At 44.1% G+C, this 14,687-nt stretch carries 17 protein-coding genes; 9 read left to right on the top strand and 8 right to left on the bottom strand.

Annotation, left to right across the window (positions count from 1 at the left end; all coding sequences use genetic code 11):
• Positions 1–449: 449 nt before the first annotated feature.
• Positions 450–611 (top strand): hypothetical protein, encoded by a 162-nt coding sequence (locus tag V7K97_RS16980; RefSeq protein WP_334800391.1) that lies wholly within the window; start codon positions 450–452, stop codon positions 609–611.
• An 80-nt stretch (positions 612–691) separates the two neighbouring features.
• On the opposite strand, the gene V7K97_RS16975 is transcribed toward V7K97_RS16980, so the two are convergent.
• On the bottom strand, positions 692–1,225 hold the full coding sequence (locus V7K97_RS16975; RefSeq protein ID WP_334802197.1) for a ComEA family DNA-binding protein: 534 nt from the start codon (positions 1,223–1,225) through the stop codon (positions 692–694).
• Positions 1,226–1,239: 14 nt separating this feature from the next.
• Complete coding sequence (locus V7K97_RS16970) at positions 1,240–1,614, bottom strand: NINE protein (protein ID WP_334802196.1); 375 nt, start codon at positions 1,612–1,614, stop codon at positions 1,240–1,242.
• A 273-nt stretch (positions 1,615–1,887) separates the two neighbouring features.
• Between V7K97_RS16970 and V7K97_RS16965 the strand changes: the two genes are divergently transcribed.
• Complete coding sequence (locus V7K97_RS16965; protein ID WP_334802195.1) at positions 1,888–2,820, top strand: J domain-containing protein; 933 nt, start codon at positions 1,888–1,890, stop codon at positions 2,818–2,820.
• Between the two features lie 126 nt (positions 2,821–2,946).
• Complete coding sequence (locus V7K97_RS16960) at positions 2,947–3,270, top strand: DUF1825 family protein (RefSeq protein ID WP_334802194.1); 324 nt, start codon at positions 2,947–2,949, stop codon at positions 3,268–3,270.
• Between the two features lie 61 nt (positions 3,271–3,331).
• Here V7K97_RS16960 and V7K97_RS16955 read toward each other — a convergent pair whose 3' ends face one another.
• On the bottom strand, positions 3,332–5,257 hold the full coding sequence (locus tag V7K97_RS16955; protein WP_334802193.1) for a transglycosylase domain-containing protein: 1,926 nt from the start codon (positions 5,255–5,257) through the stop codon (positions 3,332–3,334).
• 173 nt (positions 5,258–5,430) lie between these two features.
• Here V7K97_RS16955 and tyrS point away from each other — a divergent pair, with 173 nt between their 5' ends.
• The 5 genes from tyrS to gmk all read left to right on the top strand — a co-directional run bounded on the left by tyrS (position 5,431) and on the right by gmk (position 9,553).
• Positions 5,431–6,621 (top strand): tyrosine--tRNA ligase, encoded by a 1,191-nt coding sequence (tyrS, locus tag V7K97_RS16950; RefSeq protein WP_334802192.1) that lies wholly within the window; start codon positions 5,431–5,433, stop codon positions 6,619–6,621.
• A 21-nt stretch (positions 6,622–6,642) separates the two neighbouring features.
• Entirely contained in the window at positions 6,643–7,374 is a 732-nt protein-coding gene (gene pyrF / locus V7K97_RS16945; protein WP_334802191.1) for an orotidine-5'-phosphate decarboxylase, read from the top strand.
• The gene (locus tag V7K97_RS16940; protein ID WP_334802190.1) at positions 7,371–8,090 is read left to right on the top strand and encodes a hypothetical protein; all 720 of its coding nucleotides are present in this window, start codon (positions 7,371–7,373) and stop codon (positions 8,088–8,090) included. The genes pyrF and V7K97_RS16940 overlap by 4 nt, the downstream gene beginning before the upstream one ends.
• 426 nt (positions 8,091–8,516) lie before the next feature.
• Positions 8,517–8,783, top strand: a complete 267-nt coding sequence (remA, locus tag V7K97_RS16935) for an extracellular matrix/biofilm regulator RemA (RefSeq protein WP_334802189.1) — start codon at positions 8,517–8,519, stop codon at positions 8,781–8,783.
• A 170-nt stretch (positions 8,784–8,953) separates the two neighbouring features.
• A complete protein-coding gene (gene gmk / locus V7K97_RS16930) occupies positions 8,954–9,553 on the top strand; it encodes a guanylate kinase (RefSeq protein WP_334802188.1) in 600 nt (199 codons plus the stop codon).
• Positions 9,554–9,612: 59 nt separating this feature from the next.
• On the opposite strand, the gene V7K97_RS16925 is transcribed toward gmk, so the two are convergent.
• The 3 genes from V7K97_RS16925 to V7K97_RS16915 all read right to left on the bottom strand — a co-directional run bounded on the left by V7K97_RS16925 (position 9,613) and on the right by V7K97_RS16915 (position 11,252).
• Entirely contained in the window at positions 9,613–10,134 is a 522-nt protein-coding gene (locus V7K97_RS16925; RefSeq protein WP_334802187.1) for a photosystem I reaction center protein subunit XI, read from the bottom strand.
• A 434-nt stretch (positions 10,135–10,568) separates the two neighbouring features.
• Entirely contained in the window at positions 10,569–10,718 is a 150-nt protein-coding gene (gene psaJ, locus V7K97_RS16920; RefSeq protein WP_334802186.1) for a photosystem I reaction center subunit IX, read from the bottom strand.
• Between the two features lie 39 nt (positions 10,719–10,757).
• Positions 10,758–11,252, bottom strand: coding sequence for a Photosystem I reaction center subunit III (locus V7K97_RS16915; protein ID WP_334802185.1), 495 nt, complete (start codon positions 11,250–11,252; stop codon positions 10,758–10,760).
• A gap of 279 nt (positions 11,253–11,531) precedes the next feature.
• Between V7K97_RS16915 and tsaD the strand changes: the two genes are divergently transcribed.
• On the top strand, positions 11,532–12,581 hold the full coding sequence (gene tsaD / locus V7K97_RS16910; protein ID WP_334802184.1) for a tRNA (adenosine(37)-N6)-threonylcarbamoyltransferase complex transferase subunit TsaD: 1,050 nt from the start codon (positions 11,532–11,534) through the stop codon (positions 12,579–12,581).
• A 149-nt stretch (positions 12,582–12,730) separates the two neighbouring features.
• Here the strand turns inward: tsaD and V7K97_RS16905 are convergent, their stop codons facing one another.
• Positions 12,731–13,642, bottom strand: a complete 912-nt coding sequence (locus V7K97_RS16905; protein WP_334802183.1) for an alpha/beta fold hydrolase — start codon at positions 13,640–13,642, stop codon at positions 12,731–12,733.
• Positions 13,643–13,730: 88 nt separating this feature from the next.
• Positions 13,731–14,450: a hypothetical protein gene (locus V7K97_RS16900; RefSeq protein ID WP_012410214.1), complete on the bottom strand. Its 720-nt coding sequence runs from the start codon at positions 14,448–14,450 to the stop codon at positions 13,731–13,733.
• Positions 14,451–14,687 lie beyond the last annotated feature (237 nt).

Raw genomic sequence — 14,687 nt, 5'->3', positions numbered from 1 at the left:
GCATACAAATAAGAAGCCCTACAGTTAGTAACGTGAAGTACCCCAACTTGCCTTCGGCTGAAGTAGTTGCTCTCCCAAATTCAACTAGTACAAGGACGGTCTTATTCGTCTTCGGAGTTTCCCGTCTCAACCGCCCTGGCCACGTTAGGAATTTCACTTTTGGTGAAGTTCGGGACTAAACCCGATGATGGTCTGACAAAGCGTCCACAGGCAGCCGCCCGTCTACCACAGGCGGTTTGATTTTTATTCGCACAACACCGCTTGGATTCACGACAATAGTCAACCAGCTAACAGTGTTCTTTCCCCGATCTACCGATTTTTCTGCGGCAAGTATCTGACTACTACTTTGAAGTTAGCCTGTCTGTTCAATACGGTCGGGCGGGTCAACGACCATTTATATCATAACATAGATGTATTGCTAATATATATACATCATGAAAGAAAAATCGATGATGATCAGACTTTCTCAGAAGCGTTACGACAAACTCAAGCTCTATGCTCGAAGCAAAGAAAAAACAGTTACACAGTTGGCTGAGGATTGGATCGACAGGCTACCTAGCCCATCTATTGACGACGAAAGCACCCCACTCCCTAATCAACCTAACAGTTGATATCGGTCGGAGGTGATGAAAGTCGTCGTCCGGCTATCCATCCCCGCCCTGTAGAGGGACGGGGAATTCCGCCGAATCAGTTAAAACGTTAAATAATACATGATCTGAGCGATCGCATCACCAGTTAACTCTAACCGTCGTTGAAAATCAGCCAAGTTGCGGTAAAATCCCCCTGATTGCCGATTTTGCACCACTGCTTGCGCCAAAGACAAATCGATAAATGGAATTTGTGCTAATTTTTCAACGGTTGCTGTATTCGGGTTGACTAAATGCGTAGGATTTTCTAAAGATTCGTGGTCATAGTAAATAAAATTCAGCAGAGGCTTTAATGGCTCTAAGCGCGGCGCGGGCATACCCAAAGCCGCAGCAATATCTTCAATACAGTAAAATTTAACACCCGAACGTGAAAGTTCCACAAGCGATCGCGCTTGGTGAATTGACAAACCTGGTAGGCGTAACCAATCATCTACAGTCGCTTGATTGGCATCAATGCGGATACCTAATTTGGCCGCTATCTGAATTTCTTCCCCAGATTGGAGGCGATAGTAAGGATCGTTGAGGAGCTTGGCACGGAGTTTTTGCAGCCTGGAGTTTAAAGGTAGCCAGTTATTCATGATTGTCGCTCACCTCAAGAAATCTGGTCTAACAATTGACGGCGCTTTTGCTCAAATTCATACTCTGAAATCAGTCCATCCTGGCGCAGAGCATCTAATTCACGCATTGCATCAGCGATCGCCCCTACCTGATTATTTACCCGTTGTGAGTTCTTTGCTGCTGACTTCCCTAGATTAAAATTGCGATCGAAAGCTTCTTCATCTTGGGCTAAATACCAAACTCCCTCAATCGCACTAGCTACCTTGGGGATAGGTGTCCAGGAAAGTAACACATACAAAACACCCCAAAGTGGCTGTCCCAAATAGAATTTATGTAATCCTGAAATTGTCAGCGTCCCAGAAAAAGCTAAAACAGCAGCAACACTTCGACTTTTGCGCTTAGTCAACATATTTATAACAAATATACCAATACCACAGTTCCTACAATCAGACAGTCAACTACCCTGCCTTGCCCTTCAGATATTTACAGTACTTACGCAAACAATAGCTAAAACCCTGATTTTTAGGTAGGGGCAATTCATGAATTGCCCCTACAGCGTGCAGTTAGTTTTGCGTAAGTCCTAATTTAGATGTGAAATCCCACAGAAAATTGGGTAAGTTTCACATGACTGTGCATTGAGCTTTGATGCTAATTTTAAGTTTTTAACAGCCTTATTACTACTATGTCACAGACCTTGCTACCACCAAAATGGGTTGAAAAGCTTTGTGATCCTTACGCTGTGCTAGGAATTTCTGTGATTGCTGATGATCGTCAGATTTTCAAACGCTATCACGCTCTAGCAAAGTTGCTACATCCCGATCGCCAGTCCAAAAACTCTAATTCAGACCAACAATTAGCAACGGCAATATTTAGCCATTTAATCAATCCAGCATATGAACAACTGAAACATCGACAGAAGCGCTTGATTGCGATCGCGATGCTGCGATCAGATGGAAGAGTTTTGGAGCAGAAGACTTTATCTTCTCAAAGTGCCATAGCTCAGGAAATTATGGAAATGTCTACACCCCAAGCAGAATTATTTTATGAAGAAGCGATCGCCTGTTATGCAGAAGCTCAATATAAATCACTAGATCAGTTTTATCAGGTGACGCAACAAATTACTATACTGAATTTAGTATACTTACGGTTGCATAAACCAGACCTATTCCTACCGCAAAAAGCTGTTCCCATCATCCCTGAGGGAAAAGTCAAGCCAGTTGGATTGACATTATCTGAACAAACTGATGTCAAACCAGTTTTGACAAACTACGCTCAACGCCACTACCAACGAGCTATTGAGTACGTTAGGGTAGCCAAATGGCCACTAGCTGTGCAAGAACTGCGTGATGCTATCAAGTTAGAGCCAAATAACAGCGACTACTATGCCTTATTAGGTTTGGTACATCTCAAACAGAAATTTACCGGTATGGCTAGGGTTTACATCTATCAAGCATTAAAACTGAACCCGCAAAATTCACTAGCCTTGAAATACGCTCCCGAACTGAAAATTCAACCGAATGAAAACACCAATCCTAAATCAATGGCTAAAGCTGTAAGTATTGCAGCTTTATTAAGTCGGTTTAGATTGGGGAAAAGTCCTCAAGTCAAGTGTTGAAATTTCGGTAACAAACCGTACTAAAACCGAAGCTTTGTCATTAAACTACTCACCTAGACTAAAATAATAAATAGAAGTAAAACTATTAAGCTACTGAGTCTGGGCGCTCAGTTTAATATAAGCAATATGGGATTCTTCGATTCTGAAATAGTTCAGCAAGAAGCAAAACAGCTGTTTGAGGATTATCAAGCGCTGATTCAGCTTGGCAACGGCTACGGCAAATTCGACCGCGAGGGCAAAAAGCTGTTTATTGAGCAAATGGAAACCATGATGGATCGATACCGCATCTTTATGAAGCGCTTCGAGTTATCAGAAGATTTCATGGCACAAATGACAGTAGAGCAACTGAAAACACAATTAGGTCAGTTCGGTATCACCCCGCAACAAATGTTTGACCAAATGCACCTCACTTTAGAACGGATGAAAGCCGAGCTAGAAAAACAAACCTAATAAAAGTTAGGAGTTGGGAGTTATGAGTTCTGAATAAACTCATAACTTATCACTCCTAACTTTAATTTGACTTGGGGCGAGAAAACTCCGAAGTTGGTTTGAATTTTTCTACTGGTACGTTCTTAAGTGCTTTCTCCATAAAATCTTTCCAAATGGGAGCGACCATAACACCGCCTGTTGCATGGTCAGCTAGTTGTCTGTTGTCGTCTCTCCCTACCCAGACAGCAGTTGTTAACTGTGGCACAGTGCCCACAAACCAAATATCCTTTTCTGATGATGTTGTTCCCGTCTTCCCGGCGGCTGGGCGGCCGATGGCAGCACCTTTACCAGTACCTTCATTGATTACCGATTGCATCACATCTAAAATTGCTGCTGATGCCCAAGGATCGAGAACTAGCTGCGGTTTAGGGGTGTTATCTAGCAACACATTACCACTACTATCAGTAACACGGGCAATTACAGTTGGTGGAGATTGCCAGCCATAATTAGCAAAGGTAGCATAGGCACTAGCCATTTCCAGAGGGGTGACACCAATTGCCCCAAGTGGCAAAGAAGACACAGGTTCCATCGGACTCGTAATCCCCAAGGTACGGCAGGTTTCGATCACTCTATTCATCCCCACAGCCTTACCAACCTTGATTACAGGAATGTTTCGTGATTGGGCTATCGCTGTGCGGATTGGCATTGATCCCCTAAAAGTATTATCATAATTCCTGGGAGAGTACCAACCGTTACCATCTCGATAGCTGACTGGAGAATCTTCCACCGTTGAATCTGGCGCATATTTACCACTAGCGAAAGCAGTATAATATACAAAGGGTTTAAAAGAAGATCCGGGCTGCCGTTGAGCTTGAGTTGCACGGTTAAATTCACTGGTCTTAGGATCTATTCCGCCCACCAATGCTTTGATAAAATGCGTGCGTGGATCAACTGCTACCAGAGCCATTTGATTCTTAGATAATCCCTCCTCTAAAAGTGTTTTATGCCACTTCGTGACGGTTTCTTCTGCCATCTTTTGGAAGTCGGCATCAACTGTAGTTTGCACCCGCATCCCGCCTTTGAGTAGTGTCTCACGCCCAAACTTCTTAGCTAACTCTTGCGCTACAGTATTGGTTACATAAGGTAAGGCACTACCTTGAAAGGATTTGATTTTACCAAGTTTGATTTCTTGCTTCAGGGCATCATCGTACTCTGACTGGCTGATCCAGTTCAATTCCAGCATCCGTCCCAGCACTTCTTTTTGTTTCTGTTTTGCCAGCTTCATGCTCACAAACGGGCTAAATTCTTCTGGTGCTTGGATCAAACCCGCCATCATTGCCGACTCACCCAAAGTTAAATATTCTGCTGACTTATTAAAGTAACTGCGGGCTGCCGTTTGTACACCATAATTGTTATGACCCCAATAAACTTGATTGAGGTACATTTCTAAAATTTGGTCTTTATTGAGAATTTGCTCTAACCGAATTGCTAGCACCGCTTCTGCTAACTTCCGGGTAAAGGCACGCTTGCGAGACAAAAACAAGTTTTTTACTAATTGCATAGTCACAGTAGAGCCACCCTCTTTGACTCCACCTGCTACAGCATTAACTACTACAGCCCGCCCAACGCCGACGGGGTTAATACCGTGGTGATCGTAAAAGTGGCTATCTTCACTTGCCAATACTGCCCGTTTGAGATTCGGAGAAATTCTATCTAGGGGTACTACTTCTCGGTTGGCTTCCCCGTGAATACTCGTTAAGAGTTTGCCCTTAACGTCATAGATGTAAGTCGTTTCTGAGGGGAAAAAGTTACGTAGCTGTCTGACATCTGGCAAGTTACGGAAACTAATCGCTAAACCAACCAGTCCTCCGGCTACAATGGAACTTGCCAGCATGGTGATTGAGAGCAGAGTACCGCCAGTTACCTGACCAACTCCTTTCAAAAACTCAAAACCTGATGAAGCCTGACGTTGTGGCTGTTTGTTTTCAAAAGTCCTAGACGACGACACGGCGATTTCACTTCCTCACTTATAAATTTAACTGTAATTGATTGGGCGAAGCAAGGCGGTTAATTTTTTGCAATTATAGTAGTTTGGCAGATGAGAAAGTGGATAAATTGCAAGTGTTTATAACCAACTTAACTTCTAGTGTGCAAAACATAGCGAGTAATGAGTCTCTTCAGATGACGCAAGATTTCGCTTGGCTGCGTCGTGGTGTTGTAGAAGTTTTCCCACAATCAGTTGATGTTAACAGTGAAAGCCTAGAAAGGCTCTTACTAACTACAAACCAACCTTTGAGGATCAAATTGGGCATTGACCCTACAGGTACTGATATTCATCTCGGTCATAGCATACCAGTACGTAAACTGCGAGCGTTTCAAGATGCAGGCCATATAGCAGTTCTCATTATTGGCGATTTTACAGCCCGTATTGGCGATCCAACTGGTAAATCTGAAGTGCGTCGTCAGCTTACAGAAGCAGACGTAGCCCAAAATGCTCAGACTTATCTTGATCAAGTACGTCCTATCTTGGATTTTGACACACCAGGAAGATTAGAGGTGCGCTATAACTCCGAATGGCTCTCTGGGCTAAACTTAGAGAAAATTTTGGAGTTACTCTCCACGATGACAGTTGGGCAGATGTTGGCGAAGGAAGGATTTGCCGATCGCTATAAGAAAGAGAATCCGATTTTTATCCATGAGTTCCTGTACCCATTAATGCAAGGTTTTGATTCGGTTGCAGTTGAGGCAGACGTGGAATTAGGTGGCACTGATCAGAAATTTAACATTGCTGTAGGCAGAGATTTACAACGCCATTTTGGTCAAGAGCCACAATTTGGGATGCTGCTGCCAATTTTGATTGGCACAGATGGCGTGCAAAAAATGTCTAAGTCTTTAGGTAATTATATCGGATTGTCAGAACACCCAGGACAAAAGTATCAAAAGTTGCAAGGAGTTCCCGATCAACTGCTGTCACAGTATTTTGAACTGTTGACGGATTTACCTTTGGATAAACTGCCAGAAAATCCCCGCGATCGCCAGACACTCTTAGCTTATGAAGTTGTTAAACAGTACCACGGCGAAACCGCAGCCCAAGAAGCAAAAGTTGCAGCCCAAAGCGGCGGTAAGGAAGGTGCCGTTCCCGAATTTTCTCTTTCTTCTGGGGTGCAGCAGTTCCCTACTAAGTTAGCGTATATTCTCAATGCCACTGGCTTGTGCAAAAGTACGGGGGAAGGAAAGCGGAAAATTCAAGAAGGTGGAGTGCGCTTAGATGGCGATCGCATTACCGATGTGGATACTACTTTTGCTGATGCCACCGAGTTACAAGGTAAGGTTTTACAAGTTGGGAAAAATAAGTTTGTCCGTTTAGTTTAAATGGGGAGTGGGGAGTAGGGAATGGGGAATAGTGAACAGGCAGAACAACGAGTTATTGTGGCTTTGGATGTGCCGGATGAACAAAGTGCGATCGCTCTTTTAGATCAACTTCCGCAAGTGGTTTGGTGGAAAGTCGGCTTAGAGTTGTTTACCAGCACTGGCCCAAAAATGCTGGAAGTGTTAAAGTCTCGACAAAAGCGCATTTTCCTAGATTTAAAGTTTCACGATATCCCTAACACAGTGGCCGGCGCCTGTCGTAGTGCAGCTAAATATGGAGTGGATTTATTGACAATTCATGCTGCATCTGGTAAAGACGCTCTCAAAGCTGCAACAGAGGCGGCACACGAAGGGGCTGCCCAAGGGGGTGTAAAACCGCCTAAGTTAATTGCGATTACTTTGTTAACGAGCATTTCTACTAGACAGTTAGCATTTGATTTGAAGATTCCCCTAGAATTACCAGAATATGCTCTAGAAATGGCATTAATGGCTCAAGAGGCCGGATTGGATGGGGCAGTTTGTTCGCCTCAAGAAGTGGCACAATTGCGGCAAACTTGTGGAGATGACTTTTTACTAGTTTGTCCGGGGGTTAGGCCAACTTGGGCTGATATTGGCGATCAAAAGCGATCGCTCACCCCAGCCCAAGCAATTATTGCAGGTGCAGATTATCTAGTCATTGGCCGTCCCATCACTACTGCTACGGAGCCGGATTTAGCCTGGAAGAGGATTTCTGAGGAGTTAAGCACGGTGACATGAAGCTAGCAGTCAGTGAGAAGCCGGGGGACAGGGTACAGGGTATAGCAAAGAGCAATCTTGTCTCTTCGCTCAAGAAGAAAAATTATAGTTGGCTTTTAGCTTGCAGCTTCTGGATTTTAGTATCAAATAGCCTTGCTTACCCAGCGTTATCGATAAACCTCACCCCTAAACCCTCTGCGATCGCACAAAGAGAAAATATCAACACTGGGGCGAGGTCTTTGTGTTCTGAGCAAAATTTAGAAACATTAACTATACAGCTAGTACAATATTTACCTAGTTATACCAATCGCGCCAGTCAACGCGCCCGTCGCCTCAGCAGAAGCGGTGATGTTTACAGTTATATGCTAGTGGCAGGAAAACCTGAGTTTACTCCTCTGCCCCTTAACCTGGAAGAATATAGTGCAGATGCGCCTAAAAACTCTGCATCAGGAATTGAGCAAGTTTTCTTTACTACCTTGGAGCGGCAGTACATAGGAAAGAAAGCCATAGAATTGGAGCAATTCCATTGGCTGTTGCTGACAAAAACTACAACTGGTTGGCGTTTAGTGATGATGTTTTCTCAAACTGGTTCCCAGTCACCACAGCAGCCACTATCCCCGCCACGTGATAGTAGTAATGGTGCGATCGCCCAAGGGGTTAAAGCTTGGTTACGCGATTGTCAAGCTGGAAGTGTGCGACGGATGCGTACTGTGAACGTGGGTGGTAGACAAAATTGAACTTCGTAGAACTGAAGTTAATTTAGTAATTAACTAGGACTAGCCCTTAGTCGGGTAAACTCTGGGCTTTAAAAGCCCCCACTGTATTAGGTACTTCTAATCAGTGGTGGGTAGTTTACTTCCCTAACAACAGGCAAGGGAGAATGCCACTGTCCCCTTACTGTGGAGCGGAATATGGGTGATCCATTAAGCGGTTTTCGTACAGCAAGCGACAGGTCGAGTGTGTATTTGTATCAGTGGAATTTCACATATATCTTTGGGAAGATTTTCAGGAAGAATAGGTGATAAACAGCTAAAAAAAAGCAGACATTATTTAAAAACACAGACTGGCTTTAATTTAAGCGTTGTAACTCACGTTTTTTGGCGATAACATAAGGATAAGTTTATTTCAAGCTTTTCAAACCGCGTTTAGCGTCAGTTTTTTCTATGGACATTCAGTTAATCAACATCGGCTTTGGTAACATCGTGTCTGCCAACAGAGTAGTTGCCATTGTCAGTCCAGAGTCTGCCCCGATTAAGCGGATTATTACCGAAGCACGGGACAAAAATCAACTCATTGATGCAACTTATGGTCGTCGGACTAGGGCAGTAATTATCACCGATTCCAGTCACGTCATTCTCTCAGCGATTCAGCCGGAAACAGTAGCGAATCGCTTTGTGATTTCCCGCGATCATCAGACTGTAGATAATTGACCACTACAACACAGCGTAAATAAACCACCCATTCCAAATCAATAAAACCCTTACGCTGTATACCTAGTTTGAATTTTAAATTTTGAATTCCGCTCTGCGGTACTAGTCTACTTGGCCAGGAACACAAGACTGATGAATAATATCTATTGATTGATTTATAGGTTTAAGGGATGATGCCAGTTTTACCCATCCAGAATAGTGCTATTACCGAAGAATGCTTACATTTAGGCAAACTAATTGTTTTAACTGGCCCCAGTGGGGTTGGGAAAGGTACTTTAATGCGATCGCTCCTACAACGTCATCCAGAACTCTATTATTCCGTATCTGTAACGACTCGTTCTCCCCGTCCAGGGGAAACCGATGGTAAAAGTTATTACTTTATCAGTCGCAGTAAGTTTGAACAATTAGTTGCTGAAGGTGAATTTTTGGAATCGGCAGAATTTGCTGGTAACTGTTACGGCACACCCCGTGAAGCTGTGCTTAACCAAATTAATTCTGGTAAGTTGGTAGTGCTGGAAATTGAACTAGAAGGAGCAAGACAAATTCGTGCTTCCTTCCCTAGTGCCTTGAGCATCTTCATTTTACCGCCTTCCTTTGATGAATTAGAGAAACGGATACGCTCTCGTGGCCAAGACTCTGAAGAAGCAATCGCCCGTCGTCTACTCCGCGCCCAAGAAGAAATTCAAGCCGCAGACGAATTTAATATTCAAATCGTTAATGACGATTTTGAAACTGCTCTAAATGATATTGAAGCGGTTTTGTTTAAATAAGTTAGGAGTTAAGAGTTAGAAGTTAGGAATTTAAATTCCTAACTTCTAACTCCTACTAATTAACCAAATAGACCTTGAATTAGTGCCAAGTTACTAGTCAAAAAGTAAGCAACTACTGCACCACCAATACCACCAATCAAGAAAGAACTGGCAAAGTTGTTCCAGCTTTCTTTAGAGTTAAAAGCATCTACTGGAGGGTTCGGTACCGTAACACTAGCAAGTGCTTTAGCAGGATTGCTATTGGAATACAGGGATAGACAGGCGGTAAGAACAACAACCAAGCCGATACCTCCCAGTAACCCAGCTAAGTTAGCGTTAGCTGTGTCCCGCAGTGGTCCCAATTTGGCAAAGGGGCCAAATAGCAAGTAACCATGAGCCATACCAACTTCTAAACCACGTCTAGCAGGAGCCAAACCTGGGCGATAGGCAGGTAAGTTATTAATGAACCACTTGATCAAGGGAAGAGAATTAACTGGGGTTTCTAGGTTGCCAATCTGTGGATCGCCGAATGCGGGAAAAACAACTTCCCGATTTCTAGGATCGCTGGGAAGATTTTTTGATGCATCTACTGCTTGTGCCATATTTTATGTTCAGCCTCTAAATTAAAATGGTGGCATTTTTATATTAATAATAATTGTAGCCAAAGATGTCTTTTTGCTAGGAAGTTTAGAAAAATTAATTTAGCTAGTTTTAAAACTGTGAAACTCGCGATCTGTAAACAGAATCACGAGTTTCAAAAAACTATTTTTGCTGCCTATTCTGGTGATAATTCTGCCTAACTAAGCTGAATATACCAACTACACAATATTAGGCAAAAGACAAGACATTCAACTTTCCTAAATCCCATTTGACCAGCAATTTGGGATTTGGGATTTTAGATTAAAAGAATTTTTTGGTTAATGTCCCGCCCCTTCTGGGCAGTGTCCATCCAAAAGACGCTCAGAGACGTTGTTTCCGCATCGTTCGCGGAGCGTCTCGTAGAATCGTAAATCTAAAATCCAAAATCCTTTGACACTTATGGCAGTGGGTGGAAAAGTAGGTCGGGGAAAAAGCGGTTGAATTCAATCAAGATCCCTGCTGTGATGGTCAACCAGATTGTGGCTGCCACGGGCGCGGTGGAAATGAATTTAATCAAATAAGATGCTTGATCTTCTTTGTCTGCCATGAATTTAGTCTCCAAAACGAATGAATTAGTTAAGCTGATTTAGCGTGGGGAAACAGTGATTTCTGAATCCTTGGCTGCTAATTTTCCAGAGAGAAGTTCTTGGACTGCGGCTGCTGGCCAAGCAAAGCCTGACAATATTAGGGGTAGTGCCAAACCAAGATCGATTTGGATTTCTTTGAGTTCAGTGTCAGATTCCTTTTTGATTGCTTGCAGATAGGCACGACCTACCCAACCAATCCAACCAGCAATATATAAAAACAGAATGCTAGGGATCAAAAAGTCACCAGCATGATCTAGACGACTATCAACAATCAAGTGAGGGTATCCCTCAGGACCGCATAGCGCCTGAGAATAACGCTCAAACCGCTTTTTCCCTGATTCGGGGTCAGCAGTGGTATTACGGGCATTAGCTGCTAGCTGTTGAAAAGCGGGATTGTCTTTGCAGGGTGTCAAATTAGCCCCTAAAGCCTGTGCTGGGGGAGCAAAGTTGAACCAAAGACAGATCGCTAACATCAAAGCAAACAATCGTCGCATAGAGTTGTTTCCTTTTATTACAAAACAAGAAGTTTTTTGTACAAAACGAAGCGGCTTGTACAGTTGTTTATTTGCATAACTAGGAAGTCATCATACTCTTGGGTGGGAACCGAGTAAAGTTTAAGTAAATAAAAGTTAAAGCTTCTCAACCAAAATAGAGTGTTGACTGCCCAGGAAGAAGTGCCAACTATAAGAATTGTTGTTGTAGGGTAGTAAAGAAGCAAGATTTTCTCTATCACTCAGGACTCCAGACTCAGCGCCCAGCACTGATTACTCTCAATGACAACCGTTTTAGCAATAGAAACCAGCTGTGATGAAACTGCCGTCGCAATTGTTAACAATCGTAAAGTTTGCAGCAGTGTCGTCGCCTCGCAAATTCCAGTCCATCAGCAGTATGGCGGGGTAGTGCCAGAAGTAGCATCTCGCCAGCACTTGGAAACGATCAATGTTGCGATCGCACAAGCCTTAGAACAAGCCCAACTAGATTGGGGAAAAATTGACGCAATTGCTGCCACTTGTGCCCCTGGACTTGTAGGAGCGCTGTTGGTGGGGTTAACTGCTGCCAAAACCCTGGCAATGGTACACAACAAGCCATTTTTGGGAGTTCATCACCTGGAAGGTCACATTTACGCAACTTACTTGAGTGAATCAACTTTAAATCCCCCTTTCCTTAGCTTACTGGTTTCAGGCGGACATACAAGCTTGATTTATGTCAAAGATTGTGGTAGTTACGAAACCCTGGGACAAACCCGTGATGATGCTGCGGGTGAAGCCTTTGATAAAGTGGCGCGATTGTTAAAGCTGGGTTATCCCGGTGGGCCAGTGATTGACAAATTGGCACAACAGGGGAATCCTCAAGCCTTTGCCCTACCAGAAGGAAGAGTTTCTGTACCCGGCGGCGGGGTTCATCGTTATGATACGAGTTTTAGCGGATTAAAAACGGCTGTATTGCGTTTAGTGCAGCAGTTAGAAAAAGATGGTGGACAAGTGCCAGTGGCAGATGTCGCAGCTAGTTTTCAGGATACCGTAGCGCGATCGCTAACCAAAAGAGCGATCGCCTGTGCCCTAGACTATGGTTTAGACACAATTGCCATTGGTGGCGGCGTAGCAGCTAATAGCGGCTTGAGAAAAAACCTCCAAGCCGCCGCAGTTAAAAATAACCTACGCGTCCTATTCCCACCTCTCAAATTCTGTACAGATAACGCCGCCATGATTGGCTGCGCCGCCGCAGATCATCTATCGCGTGGTCATATATCCACCCTCACACTAGGCGTTGAGTCTAGGTTAGCGCTTACCCAGGTGATGAAATTGTATCAACCTGTAGATTAGTCATTAGTCATTAGTCAGGAGAGAAGAACTTTCTGTTTGCTCCAATGCCCACTTGCCCTGAGCGTACCCCTCCGGAGAAGCAAGCTACGCGTAGCGTCTCCAAGAGTTGCCGTTCGCGTAGCATCTCGTAGAGAAGGGATGCCCAATAATTATTGACTTTTAACTATCGCCCGAATGTGATCAGCCACAGCATCCGGCTGTTCCAACATAGCCAGGTGTCCACAATTAGGGATTTCCAGAACATTATCACCACAATATTGGAACAGTCTGTGAAAACTAGCTAAATGCCGCACATACTTGGGTTCCATAACCTTGTCTTGGGCGCCAGCCAAAAAATAAACTGGCTGCTTCAGTTGAGATACTAGCTCAGGTAAACGATTGATTTCTTCTTCCGTTGTGGAATCTAATAGAGTTCCCAGAGCTGCTTCTGGATCAGCCACAACGAAATCTATTACTCGTTGACGTGCCCAATAGCGCTCCAAAGGACGAGCCACACTCGCTCTAGTAAACAGCAAATCAATCAAAGGCATTTGGGAAAGCCAGCGCGGACGGACTTGTAAAAATTTCTGACCAGCCGAGCGAAACTGCTCAAAGGATTCTTTGAGGTAAATACCACCACCAGCGTTGATACAAATAACACCCTTAACGCACTCAGGTATTTGATCTGCTCCCCAAAGAGCGATCGTCCCACCCAACGAGTGACCAATTAGCCAAGCACTGGTAATATTTAGCTGTTTTAGGAGAATTGCTAAATCCTGAGTATATGCAGCAGGAGTATAAAGAGATTCCATTGGTGAGCCAACCGCACTACTTGAGATGGGCATGAGACTCAGAGACGTTTGTGCTTGACTAAAATCGGTTTTTACCTGAGATTGCGACTCACCAAAACCCCGCAAATCATAGGAAAGGCACTGTAAATCATCTGATAGGCGGGAAATCACGGGTTGCCAATATCCACGGCTATTGAGCCAACCGTGGATAAATACTAAAGCGTGGGGGCAAGAAGTGGGAGCCGTTAGCTCGTATGCGTGTGGAACGCCCAAGATTTCAATAGTTGCCATACTTATATCGTACCCTTAAGGGCGGGTGCGACTAAATGCGAAGAGTTAGGAGTTAGGAGTTAGAAGTTGTTAATTTTTCACCGATAACTCATTTCCCTAACAATCTCTGTCGCACCCCTTCAGCGATTTTGTGACCCAGATATTCAGGAATGAGGCTTTCATTTGGCCCCAGCAAGTAGAGAATTAGCCGTGTACGTCCGCGCCAAACCAATAAATTGGCATTGACTACCAGAAGGTCTTCTTGCCAGATGGCGTACATCACTTTGTAGAATAATCCTGGTTGATTATCAGCTTCAATCACTAGGGCAGGTAGATGAAACACCGGATCAACATAGAACTCAGTTTGTACCTGCTCTAAGCCAGTGTCAAGATTGAATTCTACTGCCAGCATCTCTTCTACCTCAAACCGACCTCCTAAAGCCTCACGAATAGCACGACAGACATTTTCTGCGGTTTTCTCGGTCAAAGCTTTGCTACCACGAGATACCAACAGTTTGATAAAAACTAACATTGGCGGACGGATCTGACCGTATAGACTTAGACCGTGGATAGTCAACCCATAAGCTGCTAGTACACCAAAAATATCGCTGAGAAGAAAAGACTGATTGCGGTAAGCAAAATGCAGGGCACTTTTGCTACCTTCCGGTTTCAGTTCAATCACAGCGCGTCTAGTTTTATAAAGACGGTAAGCTAGCCGCAAATTTTGCAGTTGAATTTCACTGCTGACGAATTGCTCATAAAACTGGGGAAACGCTCGGTTAAAGCGCTTTAGGAGTTCCAGTGTCGAAGATTTTAAACCAGAAGCCATTGTTAAGGGTAAGACTCGCTTGCTTTCGTCACCTGGGGGTTGGGTGTTGGGGATTAGGGATTGGGGATTGGGGATTGGGGATTAGGGACTGGGGGACAAGAGAAGAGTGTTCTCAATACCGATGCCCCATACTTCGACTGCGCTCAGTACAAGTGCCCCATGCCCCATGCCCCATGCCCCATTTCTTGTATACAATACACTCCTAAGCTAACGTGCATTTAAGCACTATACGAGCAA

Source organism: Nostoc sp., from assembly GCF_036917815.1.
GTDB lineage: Bacteria > Cyanobacteriota > Cyanobacteriia > Cyanobacteriales > Nostocaceae > Nostoc.
This window is presented reverse-complemented; position numbering and strand designations above follow the sequence as displayed.

What these genes read in the sequence shown, in the direction of transcription:
- V7K97_RS16940 (WP_334802190.1), top strand. Translation starts at nt 7,371, where the DNA reads ATGAAGCTAGCAGTCAGTGAGAAGCCGGGGGACAGGGTACAGGGTATA.
- V7K97_RS16980 (WP_334800391.1), top strand. Translation starts at nt 450, where the DNA reads ATGATGATCAGACTTTCTCAGAAGCGTTACGACAAACTCAAGCTCTAT.
- pyrF (WP_334802191.1), top strand. Translation starts at nt 6,643, where the DNA reads ATGGGGAATAGTGAACAGGCAGAACAACGAGTTATTGTGGCTTTGGAT.
- V7K97_RS16925 (WP_334802187.1), bottom strand. Translation starts at nt 10,134, where the DNA reads ATGGCACAAGCAGTAGATGCATCAAAAAATCTTCCCAGCGATCCTAGA.
- psaJ (WP_334802186.1), bottom strand. Translation starts at nt 10,718, where the DNA reads ATGGCAGACAAAGAAGATCAAGCATCTTATTTGATTAAATTCATTTCC.
- remA (WP_334802189.1), top strand. Translation starts at nt 8,517, where the DNA reads ATGGACATTCAGTTAATCAACATCGGCTTTGGTAACATCGTGTCTGCC.
- V7K97_RS16965 (WP_334802195.1), top strand. Translation starts at nt 1,888, where the DNA reads ATGTCACAGACCTTGCTACCACCAAAATGGGTTGAAAAGCTTTGTGAT.
- gmk (WP_334802188.1), top strand. Translation starts at nt 8,954, where the DNA reads ATGATGCCAGTTTTACCCATCCAGAATAGTGCTATTACCGAAGAATGC.
- V7K97_RS16900 (WP_012410214.1), bottom strand. Translation starts at nt 14,450, where the DNA reads ATGGCTTCTGGTTTAAAATCTTCGACACTGGAACTCCTAAAGCGCTTT.
- V7K97_RS16960 (WP_334802194.1), top strand. Translation starts at nt 2,947, where the DNA reads ATGGGATTCTTCGATTCTGAAATAGTTCAGCAAGAAGCAAAACAGCTG.
- tsaD (WP_334802184.1), top strand. Translation starts at nt 11,532, where the DNA reads ATGACAACCGTTTTAGCAATAGAAACCAGCTGTGATGAAACTGCCGTC.
- V7K97_RS16970 (WP_334802196.1), bottom strand. Translation starts at nt 1,614, where the DNA reads ATGTTGACTAAGCGCAAAAGTCGAAGTGTTGCTGCTGTTTTAGCTTTT.
- V7K97_RS16915 (WP_334802185.1), bottom strand. Translation starts at nt 11,252, where the DNA reads ATGCGACGATTGTTTGCTTTGATGTTAGCGATCTGTCTTTGGTTCAAC.
- tyrS (WP_334802192.1), top strand. Translation starts at nt 5,431, where the DNA reads ATGACGCAAGATTTCGCTTGGCTGCGTCGTGGTGTTGTAGAAGTTTTC.
- V7K97_RS16905 (WP_334802183.1), bottom strand. Translation starts at nt 13,642, where the DNA reads ATGGCAACTATTGAAATCTTGGGCGTTCCACACGCATACGAGCTAACG.
- V7K97_RS16975 (WP_334802197.1), bottom strand. Translation starts at nt 1,225, where the DNA reads ATGAATAACTGGCTACCTTTAAACTCCAGGCTGCAAAAACTCCGTGCC.